Origin of the sequence: Wolbachia endosymbiont (group A) of Epistrophe grossularia (assembly GCF_947251435.1) — a bacterium.
Taxonomy (GTDB): Bacteria; Pseudomonadota; Alphaproteobacteria; order Rickettsiales; family Anaplasmataceae; genus Wolbachia; species Wolbachia pipientis.
In genome coordinates this window covers 323,172-346,039 of record NZ_OX366363.1, presented here as the reverse complement: position 1 = coordinate 346,039, position 22,868 = coordinate 323,172, and the positions used below count along the sequence as shown (strand labels likewise).

Sequence of the window (22,868 nt, the reverse complement as noted above, 5' to 3'; positions counted from 1 at the left end):
TTAATAAACAGGGTCTATGGTATCAAACAGAACATCACGTGATTTTTCTCTTATCCTTTTTATTACTTCATCAGCAAGGCTACGAACATCTTGATTTGGTGCTGCTTGTACACTTATGTTGAAATAATTATGTTGAGTTTGGTTAAAAGTTTTATTTTCATATTTGCTTTTTACGTACTCTTTTAGATTTTTCTCATCTACTACAGATTTCTTTTCTGCGATAGCATGTTTAATTTTAACATTATTCCAGCTATTTTTAGAAATTTCTTTCATCACATTATTATTTGATAAAGGATTCCCATTATTAAAAACACTATTTTTAGAAAGTACATTGCTAGCTTCTCCATCAACTAACGAAATAACAGTTTTTCTCTTTTCAAATTCCTTTACTGGACTATTTTTTGACACTTTTCCAAATATGCTACTAACTGTATTTTTCATCCATGAAAAGGCTTCTCCTATAGGTTTAATGAGTGATTTTATGTATTCCAAAAAGCTAGAAAAAAAGTCTTTCACCTTTTGCCAGTTAGTCACAACAAGAGCTGCACCAGTAACAAGACTTGCTATTAAAAATCCAATCGGGTTACTCATTACAGCGAGTGTTACTGCTCTTAGTCCTGTTATTACTGCAGGAAAAACTGTAGCTGATAAAAATGAAAATGTTGCAATTATTTTTGCTCTTAAACCGAGAACTGTACTTGCTAAAAAAGTAAACCCATAACCTAAGCCCACTACTAAGATTTTCAAACTTATTAAAGCTGCTATAGTTCCCATGATTGCTGTAGTTAAGGTTGGATATTTTTCTGCAAATAAGGCTATGCTCCTAGTTTTTTCTTGTAAAAATTCAGCTATAAATTTTAAAGTAGGCAGCATCACCGAGCCCAGGTTCATACCAACTTCAGCTATTGCATTTCGAAGGAGTCTTAATTTATTGGCTGTAGTGTCTGCACGATTTTTGAATTCTTTTTGCAGAGAGCTTCCATACTTTTCTGTATTAGCCAATAACTTTATTGCATCCTCATACTTATTAAAACTTCCAGCTAATAATGCAATATCATCTTGATATTCCTGACCAAAAAGTTTCATAAGGATTGTAGAACGTTCCTGATTATCCATTTTCTTTAGAGTTTGAAAAAAGTAAAGTAGTGCTTTTTCCCCATTTTCACTTATCCTTTGTACCATTTCTTCTGCGGCTATGCCCATTTCTTCTAGTGCTTCCTTAAATTCTTTTCCTTGACCTTCAGCAGTTTGAAGTTTTGAAAGTAGTGCATTTATAGCAGTTGCAGCTTTTGCTGGTTGTTTGCCCAAACTAATGAAAGCATTTACTAAGCTACTTGTTTGTTCAAACTTTAATCCAAACTGCTTTGCAGTACCACCAACTATTGCTAGAGCTTCAACCATATCTTTTGCTTTAGCAGCAGTGTTATCTGACAAGTGGTTGATCACATTACCAACGTGTTCCATTTCACTAACATTAATTCCATAAACGTTAGAAAGTTTAGCTATAGAATCTCCTGCTTGTTCTGCAGACATATCAAATGCTGTAGACATTTTTGCCACTGTTTCTGTAAAATTAAAAAGGTCTTCTTTCTTGATACCAAGCTGTCCACCGCTTGCAGCTATTTGTGCTAATTCTGCGGCTGATAATGGTATTGTTCTTGACATTTCCTTTAACCCTTTGGCAAATTTAGTTGCTTCATTCGTTCCCTTTTTAAAATCAACTACTTTTGTAACATCAGCCATAGCACTTTCAAAATCAATAGCAACTTTAACTGGCGCTGCAAGCGTTAGTCCAAGCCCAATAGTCTCTATAATTTTTGACTTAAAATGTGCTTTGCTTGCTAAAAAACTTTGGTGACTACGTATTGCAGATCCAAGCTTACCATACTTGCCTTTCAGCGCTTCAATGGACGAGCCAAGTTTATATTGGTCGCTTACTAATGACTTAATATTTCTTCCACTTTTTCTTACTTCTTCATTAAATGAATGCAAAGCATCTCTCTTTTTCAAATATGCTTCTTTTGCTTTTATTGCAGAGGTTTTGGCCTTGTCAAATTCTGCTTTTAAAGTTTTGCTCGGTTTCTCTATTGCCTTCATTTGTTTAGCTAAAGATTTTACTTGATCTTCAAAGCCTTTCCATGACCTCTTGCTAGTCAAAACATCATGACCTAACTGCTTAAACTTTGATACTGATTTTAAAGATAAGTCAAGCTTTCTTATATTCTCACCAAGATGAGTAAGTTGACTGCTACTTCCTTTTATTACAGTACTGAAACTGCCATCTAGGACTGCTCCAATTTTTATAGATAACGTTGACATTGTACCTTCCTCGCTGCTTCATTCCATAGGATAAATTCATTAATTTCCATTTCAAGTATTTGCTCAACCCCGCCCCCTACAACAGAGCTGAACATTAATACTTCTGACCTCAAGTCCTTTGAATAACTGGTGAAAAAAAATCCTTTAATACCTCTTGCACTTTCACATAATCAGCAATATCTAACTCTTCAATCGCTTCTTTTGCAACTGATGTCAAATTGGCAGTCAAAGTTACTTCCTTACTTAGATCACTACCATTAAGTCTCTCAATAGCTAGATAATCTCTAACTTTTGGACGTCTAACGGTAAGTTCTGAGACAGAAATACCATCAACTGTTATTGGGTTGTTTAGTGTTATAGTTTGCATAAAATTCTCCTATAAAAAATAAAATCTTGTAAAATGTTGTAACTATTTGATCAACATCTAAAAAATAGAATTCTAAAAATCTTCATATTCCAAGCACCGTTTGAAGTAGTGCCATCTGATCAACACCATTTATCTTTCTAATCATATTTTCAGCATCGATTTCTATTAACTCATTACCACCTATAGTAAGTTTATAGTAATGAGCAGCTACAGTACACTTCAGCGTTGCTTTTTCAGCAGGTTTCCAGTTACCAAAATCAAACTCTTTAAAAATGCCTCTTAAATTGATTATTACTGCTTCAATATCATTACTACCACTCCCTTGCATTCCACCTCTGAGTGTCAAAGAAACTGAATTCCCATTTATTAGACCAAATAGCCTAAAGAGTTCTGTATCGTATTCAGAAAAAGTGAAATCTGCTTCAAGCTTTTCCATTCCCATGTCAATATTTATTGGAATATCCATACCACCAGCTCTATATTCATCTGTTTTTATGGTAAGTTTTGGCAAGGTTATTTCATCTATTTTTCCTGCATAACCACGACCATCTACAAATACGTTAAAATTTCTCAGTATTTTGGGTAACACTTCGCTTTCTCCTAACTTATTACACTATTATTTACAAGATGGGATCTGAATATTATTTGCTCAGCCGGATATGGTGGTGTAAACTCAAAGTCAAAGTATACTTTTCCGCTTGCGATGTTTGCTGGTGTGTTTAATTCTGAAGTTGCGTAACATTTTCCGCTGATAATCGCTCCTTGGGCTTTTAAATTGGCCAAATATGAATTCACCCCCTCAATCACATCATCTATATAAGTTTTTGTGATATTGCGATCAACTGCCCAGAGATGAGCTCGAAGTAAACTATCGTTAATTAAATCTGCAGTGCGCCTTACTGATAGAAAAGCCCATTTCGAATCGTTTGAACATGTTCTATTTCCCCAAAGCCTATAGCCATTTTGATGAATTATCGTTGTTACTTCATTTTCATTTAAATGGTTTGCTCTACAATTTGTATTACCGAGCGTAAAATCAATAGGCCTGCTTGTTCCAACAATACCATTTATCTCTTTATTTGAAGGTGAGTGCCAAAATCCTTGTTCGCTATCTACTTTTGCTATTAAACCAGCTACAAATGGGCTTGCTGGCAAGGTTCCTTCTTTTCCTTCAATAAATACCTTAACCCAAGGGTCAACTACGTAAACTCTTGAGCTGCCTACACTTTTTCTCCATTTTATTGCTTCTTCATCATTAGTATTTGGTCCATCTGCAACAATAATTGCTCTTAATTTTTCTGCTATGGAAATTAAAGCACTCACTACTGGATTTACTCCATCTATTTCAGGTAACTGATGAGTAAACTGAGGTGCAATTAATATTCTTGGAGCAATATGAACTATGCTTTCACTACTGAGGAATGCCTCTATCCCTTGATACTCTCCAGTCTCTTTATCAACACCGCCAATTATATTTTGGATAGTTTCACTTTCTTTGAGCTTTGAATCGCTGTTTTCACTTTCTTTAACTCGAATAACTACTACTGTTGCACCAATCTGGGAAAATATTCCGTTTGTTGCAGAAGGTAAACTGCCACTCTTTCCAAGTCTTGCTGCTTCTTTTAAGCTTCCTGCAATTAACACTGGTTTATTTAGCGGAAACTTTTGCTCATCAGCTTCAGGTGCAGTACCAATTACACCTATCACTGATGATTTAGCTGTACGTACTGTTCTTGCCCCTGAGGTTACCTCAATAACATTTACGCCATGTAAAAATTGTTCTGTCATTTTTTTTCTTGTACGCTGATTTTTGAAAAGAATTTAACTTTCTTGCATTTTTTGTTTACAATCATCTAGCAAAGTTTGCAGTTCTTCTTTATTTTTAGCTTCACCGATTTCCTTTCAGCTATATCCGTCAATTCTTCACATTTAATTATTGCTTTTACTGCTTTTTTCACTTTTTCCTCAATTATTCCTGCCATTTCAATAACCGTAATACCACGGACTTTTGCTAAAGGTTCTATAATTTCTTTATCCTTTTCATCTATAGATTCTGGTGCTGCTAGAATGCTTTTTGCGGCTTCCGCTTGAATCTCATAAGATTTAGCTTTTTGGTGAGAATTTCCAGCGTATTCGTTAGTATAGTTATTAAAATAAAAACGCACACTATCAAGTGCAGAAAGTTTCGCATTTTCAAGTAATTCCACCTCCATATCCTCTTGACTCCGCTGAGCAATTTCTCCTCCTTCTGTTAAACAATAGCTTTTTTGCCAATCAAAATTCTTTGGCGCTTCGTACCAATCATTTCCAGTTGGCTTGCTTTCAAGCGTTGTTGTTTCTACTTGTTTGTGATTTTCAAAACGTATGTAAATGCTCACAGTTTTTCTCTCTATTTTATTCACTGCCAAATTTTATGTGTGCTAGATAACCCAGGACATTGCCAAGCTTTTAGCGTTCTTTCTACATCTACTTCAAGCCCCGTGGTTAGAAAATTGCTACGTATGTTATATATTCCCCACTGAATAAATTGACCATAGTTGTATACATAATTTGATGCAAGCATACCTTGACTGACTTGTGTTCTGGAACATAGGTAAGATGATGTGTAAAGTAATATTGCAACTGTTTTTCCTGCTGGAATCTCCACATTACCAGATCCAGCTAATTTGCTATCAGAACTCGTGTATTGGTAAACATTTTTCCATATTATTCTTGAAATTCTTGATTTATTAGAATTGGTATTATCTGGTGTTCCCACAAATAGTCCTGCACCCCCATACTCCGTACTAGAGTATGATGATCCAACAAATTCTATTGTTTTATTTATGTTCACATTCGTTGTATTTTTTATAAATACTACTCCAAGTGCAGCATATGGGTAATAGTATATCTCATCATAACTACCCGAAAAACTTTTTGTGCATAACTCTCCGTAGATAAATGTTCCTTTACTTCCCTCTATAAAACTTAGTTGTCTTGGCCGATAAAAACTAACGTAATCTGTATCGTATGTATGGCTACCTGCTAGTAGTTGTAACATATAGTCAGTTTTTGTTATATCACTACTCCACTTTCCAAGCTCTGTCGTAAAAGTTCCGTGGCCAAAGTAATTATTTTTTCTTCCAAGTACACCAAATAAGAAAGGTAATGACCATGGTTCAACCATATTGCGCTTTCTTATTTCTTGTGTAAGCGACACTTTCAGCTCATCATCTCTAGTTTTTATCTCGTTTGTAAGGGATGTTTTTAATTGGTTATCACGAGTTTCTATTTCTCTAATAATTGATGAGCCAGTGGTAACAGCACGAAAATCTTCTACTAAACCTTTAAGACCATCTTTATGACTATTACTAATGCTATTTATTGCTGCAATATTGGCATTCTTTCTCGTATCAAGTAGCGATAAATTTGTTGTTCCTTTTTCATCAATTCTCTTTAATAACTGCTTCTCTGATTCAGAGATCACTGCTAAAGAACTAGCTTTTTTATTATCCAGATCAGTTAAGTGTTTTTTTGCACTATCAAGAAGTTCTTTTAGCTTACCATCAGTCATCTGTACAATTTCAGAAACTGCACTTTTGTCGACTATTGATTCCAATGCCTTAGCAAGATATGCTAATTGATCTGGTGTACTGTTTTCTGCTAAATCCTTAAGCCTCTTTTGTAGTGCATCAATTATCTCTTTTACCTCAGTCATCTGCACAATGTCAGCAATAGCTTTTTTATCTGCTATCAACTCCAGCGATTTTGCAAGATATGCCAGTTGATCAGGTGTGCTGTTTGCTGCTAAATCCTTTATCCTTTGGTGTAATGCTTCTATTGCTTCCTTCATTTCCAAAAATTCAAAAAAGTTTCAAATCTAAATCGTTCAAAATTACTCTTAAGTTCATTTTCTCTCTCACTCATATCTTCATCTATTTTTTCTATAGCTTTGCGAATACGTACTACATCTTCTACCGCAATATTCTCTGGGTGTGGCAAAGGATATCCGCGCCTCGTTTCATCATTTGGCATTTTCTTACGTTATAACAACCCGCAAGTTTTTTACCTTTGGCCGATAAATAACCGTTCCACTTAAAACCAATTTTATCCTTGTCTCATTGCCATTAAAGTTTGTCAGTATGTGGACTCTCTCTACCCAATTTTCTCCAATTGGTTTTCCTGATGTTAAATTTACTAATTGCCAATCCACATTTTTTTGCACATATGCTTTTACATCTGCAGTGCCAGGTATTAGCGCATCATACGTTATGGTGATCTTAGTGTTAGCTCCTGCTGTAATGCTTCTTGTAACATAATCTCCAGACTCTGAAAGATTACCTAGAACTAGCTGTAACCCTGGATATAGCACTGGACTTTTTTCTTTTGACCCTTTTAAATTTGCCTTTACTGTTAACTCTCCAGATAGTCTTTCACGCAGCGCGAGCGGCAAGTTATCAGACAAAAAGTTTTCTCTTCCCTCTTCATCTGTTAAGATAAATTCTACATTGGTATCAAATGCTACTTTTTCGACGTTCGTCAAAACAATTAAATCTGATACATTATTTACAGTAACTTTGCCCAGATCGACAACATGAGAAACTTCACTAAATTTTGCAGCTAGTAGTCGAAACGTTAAATCTAAATTTTGATGTGGAGTCCAGGTACTTGCATTGCTTGATAACAGTAATACTCCTACTTGATATGGCTGACTTGTTACCCAACGGCTATTTACTGCATCATATTTGCCAAGTTCTGCTATTTTTACTGCAGTATCTGCATCATCAGTGAGTAGCACTATTGCATACTCCTCTCCTGCATGGCAAAACACTGGCGACCATTCTATACGTGTTGCTGTGCCATCTACTTTTATATCTTTCGGCTCAATATAGCTTTCAGCAATAACAGTCTGCGAGGGCATTCCCACTGCTGTTTCTCTAATCTGCACAACAACACGTTTTTTGCCGCTATTTGTGAACCATAAGTCTAGACCCCCTATGTGCCTACTTTCATTTAGTGTAAATGTTTGCGCTAAAGGATCAACTCTTCTTGCTGCGATCACTCTTCTTCTTTCTTCTATGGTAATAGTTTTTTTACCAGTATAAGTTGCTTCTCCATAGCTTCCTTTATCCCCGTAAAACTGTACTAATTTAGTACCTGCTGGAATATTTGCTGGGATTTTTATTTTTCCACTTATTTGTCCTTGATTTTCCACTTTTTTTCTTTTTATTTTTACATAGGTTGGATAATGATGCCGTCAAATTTTACTTCTTTAAGCCTTTCACCTAGCTCAAAACCTTCAATTTCAAAATCTTGTACTGCTTCTCTCATAAATTCAGCTTCGTATGAAGTACTTGACAGCAATTCTGTTGTTTCTTTAACATTAAATACTCTGGTTACTGGACTTTTCCAATTAGTGGTAACCTCTGTCCAGTGGTCAATGTTTTTATTTAGAGTAATTTGTGCCGGGACTGGATCAAAAGCTTGATATGGATTAATCTTTTCTCCTTTAGTCTGTAAAAGCTGCTCCAGTACCGGTTCAAGTTTATAAGGTAAAAGATAAGGTTCTCTACCTCTTTCAATATCAATGATTTCTACGTTTATCGGCAATATCAGCTCCCTATTTACTATTGCTGCAGATTGTGAAATTCCTTGATCACGCATATCATCATCAAAGAATGGGTCAACAAATACTCCTTTTTTGGTAGTAGGTTCTCTTGAATTTGCATCATTGCGTAAACGCTCCTGTGCAACAAGTGCATAAAGATCATTTATTCCTTTTTTCATTGCTTCAAGCTCATTCATCGGTACAGCATGAATAGCATTATTCACTATTTTTACCCCTTCGCCTTTTTTCCACGTCTGATGAATGTAGCAGAGCAAAAGTTGTCCACTAGGCGCTCTAGGCATTGATGGTCGCCAAGGGTGAGAAATTCCTTTTATTCTTCTTACCACTCCTTTGCTATCGATAGTAATTAAATCATAGCGGGGCATTTTCCAGGTGTAATCAATCAGAACCAAGCTGTTATCAACTGCTCCTTTTACTTTGCATCCCTGTTCACTTATATCTTCAGGACTTACATGAGTGCGATAGCGGTAAGTTATCAGGTAACTACTTCCAGGAGCTGGTTCTTTACCTGGTAATGACCAATCAACGTTTCCTGCGTTTAATTTGTAATCTATACTATTTTCATAAATAACATTGCCTTGTTTAACTTGAATAATCTCAAGCACTGCAGAGTCAGGTATTGGATCAACAGCTCCTGAATATGAACCATGAGTAATGGTAATGGTTTTTTGAACAGTTATATCTACTTTTTTAATTTCACTTATTGGAAAATCATTCACCTTCAGTTCCATTACTCTTTGGCTATTTGGCTGAAAAGTATGTGGTTCTGATTCAACTGATTTTATATCCGGATCTTCATCAAAAGAAACACGAATACTGTGAGGAAGTTCAATCTCATAGCCATCAACATGAGCTTTGCCCTCATTAATCACAAATATTTTTTTCCCCTTTTCGTCCCCTTCTTCTCTCTGCAAACAAATTACTTCTAGACCGTTTACTACGTAAGATCCATTTGCTTCTTTATCATAACGAGCAAGAGCTGTAGTTACTATGTTTGCTTGTGGTGGCGGTGAATGTTCTATTAATACTCCATTTTCAATGTTATAAATTGGATAAAATTCTCCTTCAGAAAAACGTGGAGAAAGACCTTCTGCTTGATAACCCCAAATGGTGGAAACTTTAAGCCTTGCAGCTCCTACTTCCTGATAGTTTCTTGTACCAATAGCAGGATCACGAAGGTTTTCATCCTCAAGTTCTGTAATCGTAGATTCTACATAATAAACACCTATGCGAACTGTGGTACTCAGTGGAATAACAAATTCTTCTTTTTCAACTTTTCTAACTGCACCGCGCAGATAGATTTTTCCTCCCTCAAGTGTAGCTTTACCAGTTTTTGCATCTATAATACAATTGCTTCCCGTTATAACATCACCATCACGAAATATTGCATCACCTATGCCTTTAAGCTTAGAAAGAGCATACTCCTGAGTCTCATTTAATTCTGCAGACTGTAGACCTCTTCCTGCAAGGAACAAACTTTTTTCGTACTCTTTGTCAGGATTAAAGCGGTTATAATAGGCGTTTAAAGTCATTTTATTCTAAAAGGTTACAACAAATGAAAAAGTTTCCCGAGTTGCAGATGTTCTGATAAGTGGTACAGTGTGTTCTAAAACTAATAAGATCCCTGGGTCTTCTATATCTTGTGGTTCAAAATACCTCTGTCCTATAGGTAATTCTTCTTTTACTTTAGTACCAACCATAACCCCTAATTCCCGTATAACTTGATTTGCTGCGTTTGTGAAATCGAAAGTAAATTTGAGATAGAGATTATTAGTTGGTACATTTGAGGGCCTAAACCTTCCAGATGGAGTTATAAGTTCACCGTTTTCATCACCTGTGCAGAATAGCACTTCGTCTGCAGTACGTCTGCCAAGTTCATTGAGCAGCTTTTCAGAAGTTATCAGCTCTGGTGGTGTGCTTTCACTATACTCTACAGTAACTTTATCACTTACTGGAATAGAGCTATTTTCCGTAAGTTTTATTACACCAGTACTGCCATTAACTGTATAGTCAATACTTGGCTGATAAGTTGTTTGCCCTGTAAAAACCTTCACATCTTTAATAGGTTGACGATCAAAAATAGGTTGATGATCAAATTTTATTTCACCCTTAACGAAAGTTTTTTCTACTTTGTGGCTACTTTCCCAACTTGAATCACCTGTTCCCCAAGCAAGATGGATAGATTGCTTTTTGATGCTGGCTGCTATTGCTGCTCTTCCTGACTGTGTGAGTATTGACATTTTTAATTAAGCCCCCTATATTATATATGTACGGTGAGTTCAAAATTCGTCCGCAAAAATCAAAATATTTTTTTATATCAGAAAAATTTTTTAGGAGAATAGCTCAGCTCCACAGCTAAACTTTCCAATGCCGCGAGCAAATGGTCCGCTAGGAATGTCAAGCCATTTATCTTCTTTTGAACCATTAGCCATTCCCTTAACCAGCTTCCGTGTTTGTAACAGCTCTTGAACTATACGCTCCATTCTATCTCTTCCTATACTGTGAAACTCCTCAGGTAGTCTATGCCGCTGTTTATACACTCCTGTACTTCCTGTATGGGTAAATGGATGTCCAGAAATTGCTGCTCGTGTAATTGCAGTTATAAGATGCTGCTTTGAATCTTTTTCGTTCATATTTTTTATTCTTAATCTTTCAGTTATGTCCTCTAACAATCCTGTTTCTTCATTTCTTAAATAAGTGCGTAAAGTGCGATCAGCCAAACCGTTTGCTTTAACAATTGCTCCATAAAATAATGCGTTCTGTCTTACAGATTCTCCTATTGATTTAAAAATTGTCGGTTTAGCTGCATCTTCCACAGACCAAAAAGCGTATGAACACCTAACACCATTAACAAGAGCAGATGTACCTCTAATGGCATCACGTGCTTGCTCAACAGTCGATATAGGTTTTTCACTTTTTGGCTTTCTCATATGATGAGCAGTAATTATTGATGCTCCAGTGCTACCTGCTAAATCAGATAATAAAGACATCAAATAATCGCCTACGGCTGGGTCAGTATTTAAATCAGCGTGCACAAATGATGCAAGTGGATCAAATACGATTAATTTTAAGTTTTTTATTTTATTAAGTTGTTTTGTTATCAATTCAAATTCAGGAGAAGTCTCTATAACTTTACCTGAAACACTCTTTATGATTGTAAGTGATCCACTAACATTTGGTAATGGTACAATAAAGAGCCTATCCTTATATTTTAATCTCTCGCATTGCGAATCAAGACGCTCTAAACGACGATGTATTTCACTCATATCATCTTCTGCAGAGAATATTACCACAGATCCATGCTCAGTAACAAGTGGGCCAAAACCACATGGCTGATCTTTTCTACTCGCAACTTTCAGTGCTAAATCAAGTAGAAGCATACCTTTACCAGTATCTCCCATTGCAGCTAGAATAGATGTCACTCCTAAAGGAAATAACCCTTCAACAAGAAACTTTTGCTCCGGTACTGGACCTATAAAACGTTCTACGCTCCATTCTTGAATATTAAGCAATTGCTTAACGATGATTTTTTTCAAGTTATTTTCAATGAATTCAGGAATATTCATCTTTTCTTCTATACCATCAGCTGAATCCCATCCCTTTGGTTTATTCTCCGGTATTTCAAGAAGAGTAAGTGATAAAACACCAAGAAAAGTAAGCTTTTTCACAACTTTCTCAGCATATTGTTTACCTGGTTCATCATTGTCTGGCCAAATAATAACATGCTTGCCCTTAAGTGGTGACCAGTCTGTTTTTTCTATTGGTGCATTTGCTCCTAACATTGCAGTTGTGGCAGTCATACCTTGCTCTATCAGAGCATCTGCACACTTTTCACCTTCAACTAAAATCACCTTATCAGATTTCATGATACCTGGAATATTATATAAAGGCCTGGTCTCTGGTAGAGTAAAACTAGACCTTTTTACATCAAAAGGAAGATATCTTTTTCCTGAATCAGTGTTATAACGATAAACTGTAACAATCACTTGATCACTTTCATCGTAATAGTTCCATGATGCCGTTGGTTGCCCCAGAGTGTTATTTTTTTCCGAACAACCAATCCACTTAGCAATATCTTCTATCGTGTCAGTAAATTGATTTTTTCCAGTAACAGCAGCCCAAAGATCAAAAATATCTCCTCCTTCTTCGGTAGAAAAATCGTGCCATAATCCTGCTTTACTGCCAGTTAACTCTACTATCATACTTTGTCCTTTATTGCCTTGTAGATCACCTACATAGAACTTATCACCACGAAAAGTTCCTCTTGGCAGTAAATAAGAAAGACATGACCTTATATTTGATAGGAGTTGAGTTCTTAACTGTTCTTTCTTCCCTAATAATTTATAATGTCCATTTCTTTGTGAACAATAAATATCCATACCTACCTGAAGAATTTTTATGTTCTAGCTATAACGTTAGCAGATTTCCAACATCCATTAATCTTGTTGATGAATTTTGTTGGTATAGATCTACCGTTTCTAAGTTCATATACTACTTGCAAGATATTTGTACGTTTATTGGGTTGAAATATTACTATTCCAGATGTATAAAAACTTCTTAAAGCGTTAGCACCAACGAGAGCTTGAAATGGATTCTTTTCCAATATAGAGGTAGGTACTTTTTTGGTGTGATTTGTGATGATTATTCCAGCCATAGGATTAATCTTGGAACGTAGTTTTTCTATTGCATGCTGCAGACCATAGTTAACGGAATTATAAGGAGAATCAATCACAACTAAATCAAACTTTTCCTCTACCATATTTTTTATTTTTTCTATACCTTCTTCATTTAAGGTCAAATTCATCTTGTTCGTCACAATTAAGTTTTCTGTTGCTAAATGAGGAAGTTTGTTGAGTTGTTGTATACGTTCTCTAATGTAATCATATTCCATTTCGTTTTGTAGATAGAATATTTTTAGCGGTCTTGTAGGCTTCATGCCAAGAAATGATCTTCCTGCTGCCAGATGTACTAATAGAGAAAGAAGAAAATGACTTTTGCCAATCTTTGGAGTACCACCTATGACCAAAAGACCACCTGGTGTCAAAATTCTTGGGCCTATTATATCTTGTGGCATTGGTGATTTGTCATTTAAGTAATGGTTTACAGAAAATGCTTTTCCTTCGTTTTGTTTTTCTTGTAATATGGAACTTCTTTCATCTTTACTGTTCAACCATGTTTCAGCAGAATCTATATTACCTTTAACTAAAGTCCAAAGGTCTATTATATTTCCTTTCTTTTCTTCGATCAGGTTGTACCAATTTCCTGCATTTTCTCCTTCCATTTCAACTATTATCTTATTTCCATTTCTACTGCCAATATAGAATTTATCTTGGTAAGATTTGCCTTCAGGTAACAAATAAGATAAACAATCTTTGATGTTATTAATTAATAATGATTTTATTTTCAAAGCATTTTTAGATGAAAAATCCATAAAATTCTCCTTGTTTATTCCAAATTTGTTCAACATATTTTTTAGACGTTTAAAGTCAAGATTAGCCAGCTCACAAACAGTTTCAAAAGATCGTGAGCGAATCCATTGACAAGCCTCTTTTTTAAGTTTAGGGTTTTTTCCTGCTGCATCCTGAATAGCTCTAGTAATAACAGCAGCCCACAACTTTCCTTCGTCATACTTCAAAATGGTAACCAATCATCTTGAAAACTTTTTTGTAATTCTGGAGTAATAACTGTAGTAATCCTATTCCTATCTCCATACGTATTATTAGTTTCAACGCCTACTTTCGCTGTAAACTCTAAATCGTTGAAATCAGCTATAGAGTTGATTTTTCTAGCAGTAACTGCTTTCTCTGAAGTGTCATTTGCATGAATATTTCTGGATGATTCCAAAATACTACGCAGCATAGAACGTCCAGATTCTCCCCAGATGTCTTCTTCACCTTCTGCTTTGCCATTTTTGATACCTATAATCTGAAAAATCTTGCGTTTTGCATATGGACCTTCAGTGACAGTAAATTCAGTGTTTAAATAGATGCTGCCAGTAGTGTAGTTTTTAGTGAACCAATTTTCATAACCTCCAGGCTTTATTGCCATTTTTACCTTGACTATTGTACCTTTCGGTATTAAACTGCTCTGCAGTTTTGCATTATTAAAATCAGTTAAAAAATCTTGTAGCATACGCTCTCCTATAAGTTGACTTTAAAGTGAAAGTTAGCTATTCCATTAGCTGCCAATGACCATTTATCTTATCGACAAGTTTGTTTGGCACGCGTTCACCATTGCGAAGCTCAAATACTATCTGGCGTGCACTGCTTTCTTCATCATGAGCAAACATCACCATACCAGTACTGTAAAATCCACGTAAAGATCCAGCACCACTTAGGCCTTGAAATGGATCTTCTTCGAGCATCTTTTTCGATAATTTTTTTGTATGATGAGTGAGTACAATACAAGCATCTGGATTGACAGCACTGCGTAGCTTCTCAAGAGTCTTTTGCAGAAAGAACAGCATAGCACTATTATCATTTTCATTTCCATATTCACTGCTAAAGATGTTACGTAATGGATCTATGGCCAAAACATCAGGTTTAAAGCGTTCATTTACAATCTCCTTAATTTCACTTATTTCATCATGATTAAATGATAAGTGCACTTTTGGCGTAATGATTAAGTTGTTAGCAGCTACATTCAAAAGTTCATTATCAAGTTGTTGCAAACGTTCTTTCATATATTCATATTCAATTTCAGTTTGCATGTAGAAGATTTTCAAAGGTCTATTTGGTGTCATACCGAGAAATGATCTACCAGCAGCCATGTAAACAAGCCAAGAGATCAAAAAGTCGCTTTTGCCAATCTTAGGAGGGCCACCAAATACTAACAAACCTCTTTTAGTTAGAATTCTTGGTGAGATTATATCCTCTGGTATTGGCGATCGATCGTCCAAGTATTCTTTCACACTGAAAAAAGGAATTTTTTGACCAATAGTTAAAAAGTTTTGTAGCATATAATAACCTCCTATATGTTGGGCGTGACAGGTTGAATTGCAAAAGCTTTAGTTTTAATTTTTGTAAGAAGTTTTTCTAGATGCGGTTCTTCAACCATATTAAGGCAACCACTTCGATCTTTAGCAGGATATCCCCAAGAATTAATCGTCTGACAGACAAATGAACGAATTTCTGTACCATCATCTTTCTTGATTCCAACCATGCTAATTACTTCATCAACAATGCCAGGAATTTCACTTGCGGTTTTAGCACCTTCACATTGAGGTAGCCAAGTCGAGCGATTGAAATCATCAAGGTATTGCCCAAGAGTTCCAACTATAATGATGTCTTTATTTGGAATATGTTGAAACTGATTGAGCCAAGCCATCATTTCTTGAGCAAGTAACCCGTAAGCAGCTCTCATATCTTGTTTTCCTGATCTTTCAGAAAAAGCTTCAGGTTGCATTTTTGACCATAAAAGACATAAACGCGAGGCTACTGTAATACTATCGATAAAAATACATCGATACTTGAGAAACTCTGAAGAAAGCTCTTTGTATTTACTGGATACATGCTCATAGTGTCTTTGGCTATATGCTGAGTCAGATTTTAACGCAGGATTAGGACCACCTATGAGACATGCAATATCTCTTGCCTCATTCCAAGTACGAATACTTACAGAATCCCCTTGCCAATCTTGAACAGCAAGTAAACCTGCCTCAAAATCAAGACAAAGTGTTGGTTCATTTATGGTCTTTAAGAGACTAGTTTTACCTATACCATAAGGACCAAAGATGACCATTTTTATACCTGTTTGAACTTTTAGCCGTTCATTGCTGTTCATTATTTTCATTTTTCTCCCAGTACCTAAATATATATGTACGATGACCTAGGCAATTCGTCCGCAATTTGCAAAAAAAAAATTTTGAGCAAATATAATCGAGAGCTTATAACTTCTCTAAAACTGAGAATTTATTGCGTATTCGTTCTAGTGTGCGATAGATAGTTGTCTTTGGTATTTTGGTTATTACAGAAACTTCAGTAATAGTAAATACCTTAAGTAATTGACATAAATTACTATCTTTTTCAGACAAAGTTGAAATTATATTATTTATATCAGTGCGAATTATCGCTTCGATTTCCGAGTTCCTATGATCTGGAATATCGTCGTTTATATCATCAAAAGTTATATTACGTTTTAGACATAACTGATTGCGTAACATATTGCGAGCACAATAATTAGCTAATCTAGCAACGAAAGTACTAAAACTACTTCTTTTCTCATCGTGCTGGTTAAGATATTGCCAAACCTGACAAAAAAGCTCTTGTTCTATATCTTCGAGACTTTCGTTAATAAAACAGCTTTTGGATTTAAGGCGCGAAGCTTGAAATCTCACATGTTTAACAATTGTAGAATCGATTCCTTGATAAGAATTCTTCATAAAAACTCCAAAAGTTTCATGAATAGAGATTTTTACCAAGACTTTGTATGACTAATTTATTATAAAAAAGTAGTAATAATTTTTTTATCTAAAAGAATAAAATCTTTAAAAATTAAAATAAGATTTAAACGTTTTGATACACTACTGAAGCTACTTTTTCATAGGTAAAAAACTACCAATTTCATACCTAATTTCTGAGTTACTAATTAGTATTTCAGAAAGCAGTGATCGTTAAGTTATTGATAATATTGTCTTTTTTATGTTCTATTCCTAAAAGCCGTTTCTAAAGTTAAGTGGCTAAAATCGGCCAGTAAAGAGGGTTTGCGGATTACTGAAGTCTTATATATATTATATATATATTTAAATACAGGTAAAATATAATATATGATAATATAATAATATAAATATTGGCGTAATATAAGTTATGTAAAATAGTTATTAAGATAAGTAAAGATGAAAAAAACTCAAATGGCAGGATATGAAAATTTTTTTAATTTTTTTTCAAAATTGCGGACGAATTTGCGAGTCATCGTACATATATATTATACAGGGCATTGAACTTTAATTACACAAAGGAGTTTTTGTACGTCAATCTTAACGCTAGATCTCGGCAAGCAAACCGGCTGGGCAATTCTGACAGATGGAGTAATTGAAAGTGGAAGCAAAAGCTTTCATGGTAGTCGTTTCAGTGGAGGTGGCATGTGCTTTTTGAGTTTCCGTAATTGGCTTAACTCTTTAGAACATAAGTTCACTGCAGTGTATTTTGAGGAAGTAAGAAGACATTTAGGAACAGATGCAGCGCATTGTTATGGTGGTTTTTATGCCGTTCTGACTGCTTGGTGTGAAGAGCATCATGTGCCATACCAAGGTGTTAATGTTAAAACTATAAAACGCTTTATAACAGGCAAAGGCAATGCAAGTAAGAGTGAAGTTATTGAAGCTGTAAAGAGAAAAGGTTTTTTACCTAGAGATGATAATGAGGCCGATGCTTTGGCATTAATGTTCTATATTAGTAAAGATATTAATAAGACAAAAAACCCATAAAAAGTGGGTCCTTTCAGCTAGAATGGCGGATTTGGTGGGTCAGACCCCAGGCCTTCTCTAGCGTCAGATATATTTTGAATATTAACTTTTTAATTATTAAGATATGAATTTAGCAATCCACTACTATCCTACTCGAAACCTAGTTGAATATGAGCGTAACCCACGTAAAAATGACGATGTGGTCAACAGAATGTGTGCTTCTATTCGGGAATTTGGCTTTCGTATACCAATAGTTGCAAAAAGCGATGGAACTGTGGTTGATGGTCATTTAAGACTTAAAGCAGCAAGAAAACTTGGTATGGAAAGTATACCAGTGGTCTTAAGTGATAATTTAAATGAACCACAAACCAAAGCTTTTCGACTGCTTGCAAATCAATCAGCTAATTGGGCAAAGTGGGACGATGATCTTTTAAAGGTGGAAATTCAAGAATTAGAAGATTTACAGTTTGATCTTAAAATGACAGGATTTGAATTAGAAAAAGTTCAGCGCTTTCTTGATAATCTTGATGGAAGGGAAGAACAAGGGGAAAAATTTTCTGATTTAGCTGGTGATGACAAAAAAGTGGAAATAACAAAACCAGGTGATCTATGGATTTTAGGTGGTCATCGAATCTACTGTGGTGATAGCTCTGTAGTTGAATCATATAAAGCGCTGTTAGATGATAAAATGGCAGACATTACTGTTTGTGATCCTCCATATAATGTTGATTATGGTGGTAGCCAAGATAAAAAAATATTAAACGATAATCAAGGTGAAAAGTACGAACTTTTTCTCTACGATATCTGTTCCCATATTTTAGCATATACGAAAGGTGCAATTTACATTTGCATATCATCATCAGAGTTTTCAACGTTGCAAAAAGCATTTGAAGAGGCAGGAGGAAAATGGTCAACATTTATCATTTGGGCAAAGAATCACTTTACGCTAGGCAGATCAGATTATCAAAGACAATACGAAGCAATGCTCTATGGATGGAAAAGCGGCAATAAACGTGAGTGGCATGGAGGAAGAAATCAAAGTGATCTGTGGTTTTATGATAAGCCAACGCACAATACACTACATCCAACAATGAAGCCAGTAGAGCTAATGGAAAGAGCAATAGTTAATAGCAGTAGATCAGGAGATATCGTACTTGATCCATTTAGCGGCTCTGGAAGTACACTGATTGCATGCGAGAGAACAGGAAGAATTTGTAGGACAATAGAGCTAGATTCAAAATTTGTAGATGTAACTATAAAACGTTGGCAAATATATACCGGAAGAGATGCCATTTTAGCCGGTACTGGCAAAACCTTTTCAGAGATTCAAGAAGAAAATTTGTAAAAAAGAAGCAAAAAAAGTGGAAAAGATCACACAAACGGAATGGGCAAGAGAGATAGGAGTATCAAAGCAATATGTCTATTATCTAGTAAAGAAAGGAATAGTTGAGTTGGAGGATGGTTTGATCAGTAGAGAACAAGCAAATGAAGCGGTGGCAGCAATAAGAGATCCAAGTCAGCCACTTAGGAGGAAAAATCCAGAAAACGAAAATACAAATAACCTTTCTACAATGTTGCTAAAAACGCGAATAAAAAATGAGATGGAACGTGGTAAACTGCTTGAGGCGAAAGCTAAGGCTGGGATTGGTGAACTTGTAGCAGTAGAGGAAGTAAAGCGCGATGCATTTAATGTAGCAAGAGTTGTCAGTAATAATTTGCTTAATATTCCAAATAGAGTTTCAGCACTGCTTGCATCACTGAGCGACACTGAAAAGATTCATAAGACGCTAACCGAAGAGATTACAAACTCATTACAAGAATTATCTAATACTAAATTTCAAATATAAAAAAGATTTTGAATATAAAATGGCTGATAACTTAAGTTTGGAGTTAATAAAATGTCTCATCAATCAACCTGGATTAGATGTTAATGTCAGAGGATTAAATGGAAAGACACCACTACATTGCGCTATAGAGTTTGACGAGTTAAGCATGGTGGATTTATTACTCACGAAGAAGAACATTAATCCTTTTGTTGAGGACAATGAAGGCAAAACCTCCTTAGATTATGCCAAAGAAGGTAAAAAAGCAGAAATATTACAAGCATTAATCAATCACAAATACGGATCAGAACAAGATAGCTTACTTCATTTAGCTGCAATGATAGGTGAAGTTAATGCAGTGAGATATTTGATCAGAAAAGGTATTGACGTTAATGTACGAAATGCTCTGCATCATACACCATTACATCTAGCATCAGGAATAGGACATGAGAATATTGTCAAAATTTTAGTGGAAGAAGGAAATGCTGAAATAGATGTCTTTGATGCACGAAATCAGACACCAATGCACTATGCAGTTAATAACAAAAAGTTAGAGATAGTAAAGTTACTGCTGAAACTTGGAGCAGATGTAAATAGTGCACGCATGGGACAAAACTCAATGAAATTGTCGCCTGTTCATATAGCTGTAAGTAATACTAATTACGATGAAAGAGATTTGTGTCTTGATATTCTCAAATGCTTAATAAAGGAGCCTAATGCTCAAGTAAATTTGCAAGACTACGAAAATAAAACGCCACTACATTACGCTGAAAGACTTAAAACAATAGAGGTTTTACTAACTCGAGAGGATATAGATCCTTTAATCAGGGATGATAATGGTAAGACACCATTTGATTACGCTAAACCTGAGATAAAGAAGGCTTTGATGAGTAATAAATACGGTTCTGAAAAGAATAGTCTACTACATTTAGCTGCACAAAGAGGAGAAATTGAGCTTGTAGAGTCTATCTTAAAAGAAGAAATCGATATTGATATTGTAAATAATAAAGGTTTATCACCGGTTTACCTTGCTGCGGAAAAAGGGCATTTACATGTAGTAAAGTTATTGCTGAAAAAAGGAGCAAATTATACACCTGTTTTACATTTAGCAATTAAATCAAACAATTTAGAGTTACTTAAAGTTTTATTTACTGAAAAAAATGGTGCATTGCTCTGCAGAGATACCGTTATTAATTTTCCAACCCTTCATAATAAATATATAGCACAGAGAGAAATAGCAGATAAAAGGATGAAAAAACATAATAATATTATCTGCATCTGTATTACAGTTAGCGCAGTAGCAATGGCAGCATATATAGGTTTAACAGCAACAACAATAAGCAGTGCAATCATTTTTGCAACAACAACAGGGATATTTGCGCTTATTATAGCACTAATGATAAGTGAGATGAGCAAAAGATATATAGAAAAGGAATTTCAGAAAAAGATGTTTATGGAATTGGAAGAGTGTAGTTCTACTGTTAATGATGTTGAGATAGAACCAATTATGAGTAGATGCAGACAATGATATACGCCACATCTTTCTCTGAAGGTTTAAAACCAGATCCAGAGCTTAAAGTATCAGAGTGGGCAAATGAGTATCGAGTTTTAGCGCCAACTGCAGCATCAGAGCCAGGTAAATGGAGAACAGAAAGAACTCCTTATTTAAAAGAAATCATGGATTCACTTTCTCCGTCCTCACCAGCAGAAAAAGTAGTATTCATGAAAGGAGCGCAGATTGGAGGAACAGAAGCTGGTAACAATTGGATAGGCTATATTATAGATCAGACTCCTGGTCCAATGTTAGTTGTGCAGCCAACAGTTGAAATGGGAAAGCGTTGGTCAAAAGGAAGATTTGCGCCGTTAATAGAGAGTACGCCATGTTTAAAGAGTAAAGTAAAAGACCCAAGGTCAAGAGACTCAGGCAATACTGTACAAAGTAAGGAATTTCCAGGTGGAATAGTAGTAATAACTGGAGCAAACAGCAGTGTAGGACTGAGGTCTATGCCAGTAAAATATCTCTTTCTTGATGAAATAGACGCCTATCCAGGAGATTCAGGTGGTGAAGGAGATCCAGTGCTGCTCAGTATTGCTCGAACTAATACATTTGCACGGCGAAAGATTTTTTTAGTATCAACACCAACGATTCATGGAATAAGCAGAATTGAGAAAGAATTTGAAGCAACAGATAAGCAGTACTTTTTTGTACCATGTCCGTATTGTAATTACTATCAAGTTCTAAAATGGTCACAAATTAAATGGGAAAACAACGACTCAAGAACAGCACATTATGTCTGCACTGAATGTAGCGGCAAAATAGAAAATCATCAAAAGACAGAGATGCTTGAGCGTGGAGAATGGAGACCTACTAATAGAGTAAAAGGTGAGAAAAAAGGATTTCATCTTTCAAGTCTTTATAGTCCAGTAGGCTGGTATAGCTGGACTCAAGCAGTAGAAGATTTTCTTCATGCAAAAGAAAGTGAACAATTACTAAAAGTATGGATAAATACTACGCTTGGAGAAACCTGGGTAGACAAAGGAGAAGTACCAGATTGGAAGCAATTATTTAACAGGAGAGAATTTTTTCCCGTAGGCACAGTACCTAGGAGAGAAGTGGTGCTTACTGCAGGAGTAGATGTCCAAAAAGATCGTTTAGAAGTAGAAGTTGTAGCATGGGGAAAAAGCCGCGAAAGTTGGTCAATAGAATACCGAGTATTTGAAGGTGATACTGGAAGAGGAGAAGTATGGGGAAAACTCTCTGAGCTCTTAAATCATCATTTTATCGGTGAAAATGGTCTTGAATACATGATAAGTATGATGGCGGTTGATGCTGGGTATGCGACACAAGAAGTATACAATTGGGTAAGAGGTCATCAAGGCTCTGGAAGAGTAATGGCAGTGAAAGGTGTAAATAAAGCTCTAGTACCACTTAGCAGCCCAAGTAGAGTAGATATAACAGTTGGTGGTCAAAAGCTAAAAAGAGGAATAAAGCTCTGGCCAGTGGGAGTATCGATTTTAAAGTCAGAACTTTTTCAATTACTTAATGTTTTAAAGGACGGTGAAGAAGCTCCAGCAGGATACTGTCATTTTCCCGAGTATGCACCTGAATATTTTAAGCAGCTAACGGCAGAGCAATTAGTCAGCAAAGTAGTAAAAGGTTATACCAAACAAGAGTGGCAAAAGGTAAGAGAAAGAAATGAAGTATTAGACTGTAGGATTTATGCAAGAGCAGCATCGATAGCACTGGGAATAGATAGATGGCCAGAGAGTAAATGGAATAGTTTAAGTGAAAAACCAGAAAGTAAAAAATCAAAGAAAATAGTGAAAAGCAAATGGATCAGCGAGTAG

The 22,868-nt window shown here is 35.5% G+C and carries 20 protein-coding genes and 1 pseudogene; 5 read left to right on the top strand and 16 right to left on the bottom strand.

Translation table 11 applies throughout. From position 1 onward, the window contains the following. The 16 genes and pseudogenes from OPR28_RS01635 to OPR28_RS01560 all read right to left on the bottom strand — a co-directional run bounded on the left by OPR28_RS01635 (position 1) and on the right by OPR28_RS01560 (position 16,674). Positions 1 to 2,319 carry a phage tail tape measure protein gene (locus tag OPR28_RS01635; protein ID WP_265023365.1) on the bottom strand — a complete coding sequence of 773 codons (2,319 nt, stop codon included), beginning with the start codon at positions 2,317 to 2,319 and terminating at the stop codon, positions 1 to 3. A gap of 109 nt (positions 2,320 to 2,428) precedes the next feature. Next, a complete protein-coding gene (locus tag OPR28_RS01630) occupies positions 2,429 to 2,686 on the bottom strand; it encodes a phage tail assembly protein (RefSeq protein WP_250777628.1) in 258 nt (85 codons plus the stop codon). Positions 2,687 to 2,768: 82 nt separating this feature from the next. Further along, on the bottom strand, positions 2,769 to 3,275 hold the full coding sequence (locus tag OPR28_RS01625; RefSeq protein WP_265017574.1) for a phage major tail tube protein: 507 nt from the start codon (positions 3,273 to 3,275) through the stop codon (positions 2,769 to 2,771). 11 nt (positions 3,276 to 3,286) lie between these two features. After that, the gene (locus tag OPR28_RS01620; protein ID WP_265023364.1) at positions 3,287 to 4,474 is read right to left on the bottom strand and encodes a phage tail sheath subtilisin-like domain-containing protein; all 1,188 of its coding nucleotides are present in this window, start codon (positions 4,472 to 4,474) and stop codon (positions 3,287 to 3,289) included. Between the two features lie 33 nt (positions 4,475 to 4,507). Continuing rightward, a pseudogene (locus OPR28_RS01615) lies at positions 4,508 to 5,064 on the bottom strand (hypothetical protein). Positions 5,065 to 5,084: 20 nt separating this feature from the next. Beyond that, positions 5,085 to 6,518: a hypothetical protein gene (locus OPR28_RS01610; RefSeq protein ID WP_265023363.1), complete on the bottom strand. Its 1,434-nt coding sequence runs from the start codon at positions 6,516 to 6,518 to the stop codon at positions 5,085 to 5,087. After that, entirely contained in the window at positions 6,515 to 6,700 is a 186-nt protein-coding gene (locus OPR28_RS01605; RefSeq protein WP_265023362.1) for a hypothetical protein, read from the bottom strand. The genes OPR28_RS01610 and OPR28_RS01605 overlap by 4 nt, the downstream gene beginning before the upstream one ends. Before the next feature lie 4 nt (positions 6,701 to 6,704). Next, positions 6,705 to 7,880: a hypothetical protein gene (locus tag OPR28_RS01600; protein ID WP_265023361.1), complete on the bottom strand. Its 1,176-nt coding sequence runs from the start codon at positions 7,878 to 7,880 to the stop codon at positions 6,705 to 6,707. A 17-nt stretch (positions 7,881 to 7,897) separates the two neighbouring features. Continuing rightward, a complete protein-coding gene (locus OPR28_RS01595) occupies positions 7,898 to 9,826 on the bottom strand; it encodes a DUF4815 domain-containing protein (protein WP_265023360.1) in 1,929 nt (642 codons plus the stop codon). A gap of 6 nt (positions 9,827 to 9,832) precedes the next feature. After that, positions 9,833 to 10,534 carry a hypothetical protein gene (locus tag OPR28_RS01590; RefSeq protein ID WP_265023359.1) on the bottom strand — a complete coding sequence of 234 codons (702 nt, stop codon included), beginning with the start codon at positions 10,532 to 10,534 and terminating at the stop codon, positions 9,833 to 9,835. A 90-nt stretch (positions 10,535 to 10,624) separates the two neighbouring features. Then, positions 10,625 to 12,673: an AAA family ATPase gene (locus OPR28_RS01585; RefSeq protein WP_265023358.1), complete on the bottom strand. Its 2,049-nt coding sequence runs from the start codon at positions 12,671 to 12,673 to the stop codon at positions 10,625 to 10,627. A 17-nt stretch (positions 12,674 to 12,690) separates the two neighbouring features. After that, positions 12,691 to 13,941, bottom strand: coding sequence for an AAA family ATPase (locus OPR28_RS01580; RefSeq protein ID WP_264378233.1), 1,251 nt, complete (start codon positions 13,939 to 13,941; stop codon positions 12,691 to 12,693). Then, positions 13,926 to 14,426, bottom strand: a complete 501-nt coding sequence (locus tag OPR28_RS01575) for a hypothetical protein (RefSeq protein WP_182364992.1) — start codon at positions 14,424 to 14,426, stop codon at positions 13,926 to 13,928. Before OPR28_RS01575 ends, OPR28_RS01580 begins: the two co-directional genes overlap by 16 nt. Positions 14,427 to 14,463: 37 nt before the next feature. After that, positions 14,464 to 15,252 (bottom strand): AAA family ATPase, encoded by a 789-nt coding sequence (locus OPR28_RS01570; protein ID WP_264686980.1) that lies wholly within the window; start codon positions 15,250 to 15,252, stop codon positions 14,464 to 14,466. Between the two features lie 11 nt (positions 15,253 to 15,263). Beyond that, a complete protein-coding gene (locus tag OPR28_RS01565) occupies positions 15,264 to 16,085 on the bottom strand; it encodes an ATP-binding protein (RefSeq protein ID WP_265023357.1) in 822 nt (273 codons plus the stop codon). A 94-nt stretch (positions 16,086 to 16,179) separates the two neighbouring features. Beyond that, positions 16,180 to 16,674: a sigma-70 family RNA polymerase sigma factor gene (locus OPR28_RS01560; RefSeq protein ID WP_010962699.1), complete on the bottom strand. Its 495-nt coding sequence runs from the start codon at positions 16,672 to 16,674 to the stop codon at positions 16,180 to 16,182. A gap of 591 nt (positions 16,675 to 17,265) precedes the next feature. Here OPR28_RS01560 and OPR28_RS01555 point away from each other — a divergent pair. The 5 genes from OPR28_RS01555 to OPR28_RS01535 all read left to right on the top strand — a co-directional run bounded on the left by OPR28_RS01555 (position 17,266) and on the right by OPR28_RS01535 (position 22,868). After that, positions 17,266 to 17,718, top strand: a complete 453-nt coding sequence (locus OPR28_RS01555) for a crossover junction endodeoxyribonuclease RuvC (RefSeq protein ID WP_265023752.1) — start codon at positions 17,266 to 17,268, stop codon at positions 17,716 to 17,718. A 103-nt stretch (positions 17,719 to 17,821) separates the two neighbouring features. Beyond that, positions 17,822 to 19,042 carry a DNA modification methylase gene (locus tag OPR28_RS01550; protein WP_265023356.1) on the top strand — a complete coding sequence of 407 codons (1,221 nt, stop codon included), beginning with the start codon at positions 17,822 to 17,824 and terminating at the stop codon, positions 19,040 to 19,042. A gap of 16 nt (positions 19,043 to 19,058) precedes the next feature. After that, the gene (locus OPR28_RS01545) at positions 19,059 to 19,544 is read left to right on the top strand and encodes a hypothetical protein (protein WP_265023355.1); all 486 of its coding nucleotides are present in this window, start codon (positions 19,059 to 19,061) and stop codon (positions 19,542 to 19,544) included. 19 nt (positions 19,545 to 19,563) lie between these two features. Next, complete coding sequence (locus tag OPR28_RS01540) at positions 19,564 to 21,048, top strand: ankyrin repeat domain-containing protein (RefSeq protein WP_264707515.1); 1,485 nt, start codon at positions 19,564 to 19,566, stop codon at positions 21,046 to 21,048. Beyond that, positions 21,045 to 22,868: a phage terminase large subunit family protein gene (locus OPR28_RS01535; protein WP_265023354.1), complete on the top strand. Its 1,824-nt coding sequence runs from the start codon at positions 21,045 to 21,047 to the stop codon at positions 22,866 to 22,868. Before OPR28_RS01540 ends, OPR28_RS01535 begins: the two co-directional genes overlap by 4 nt.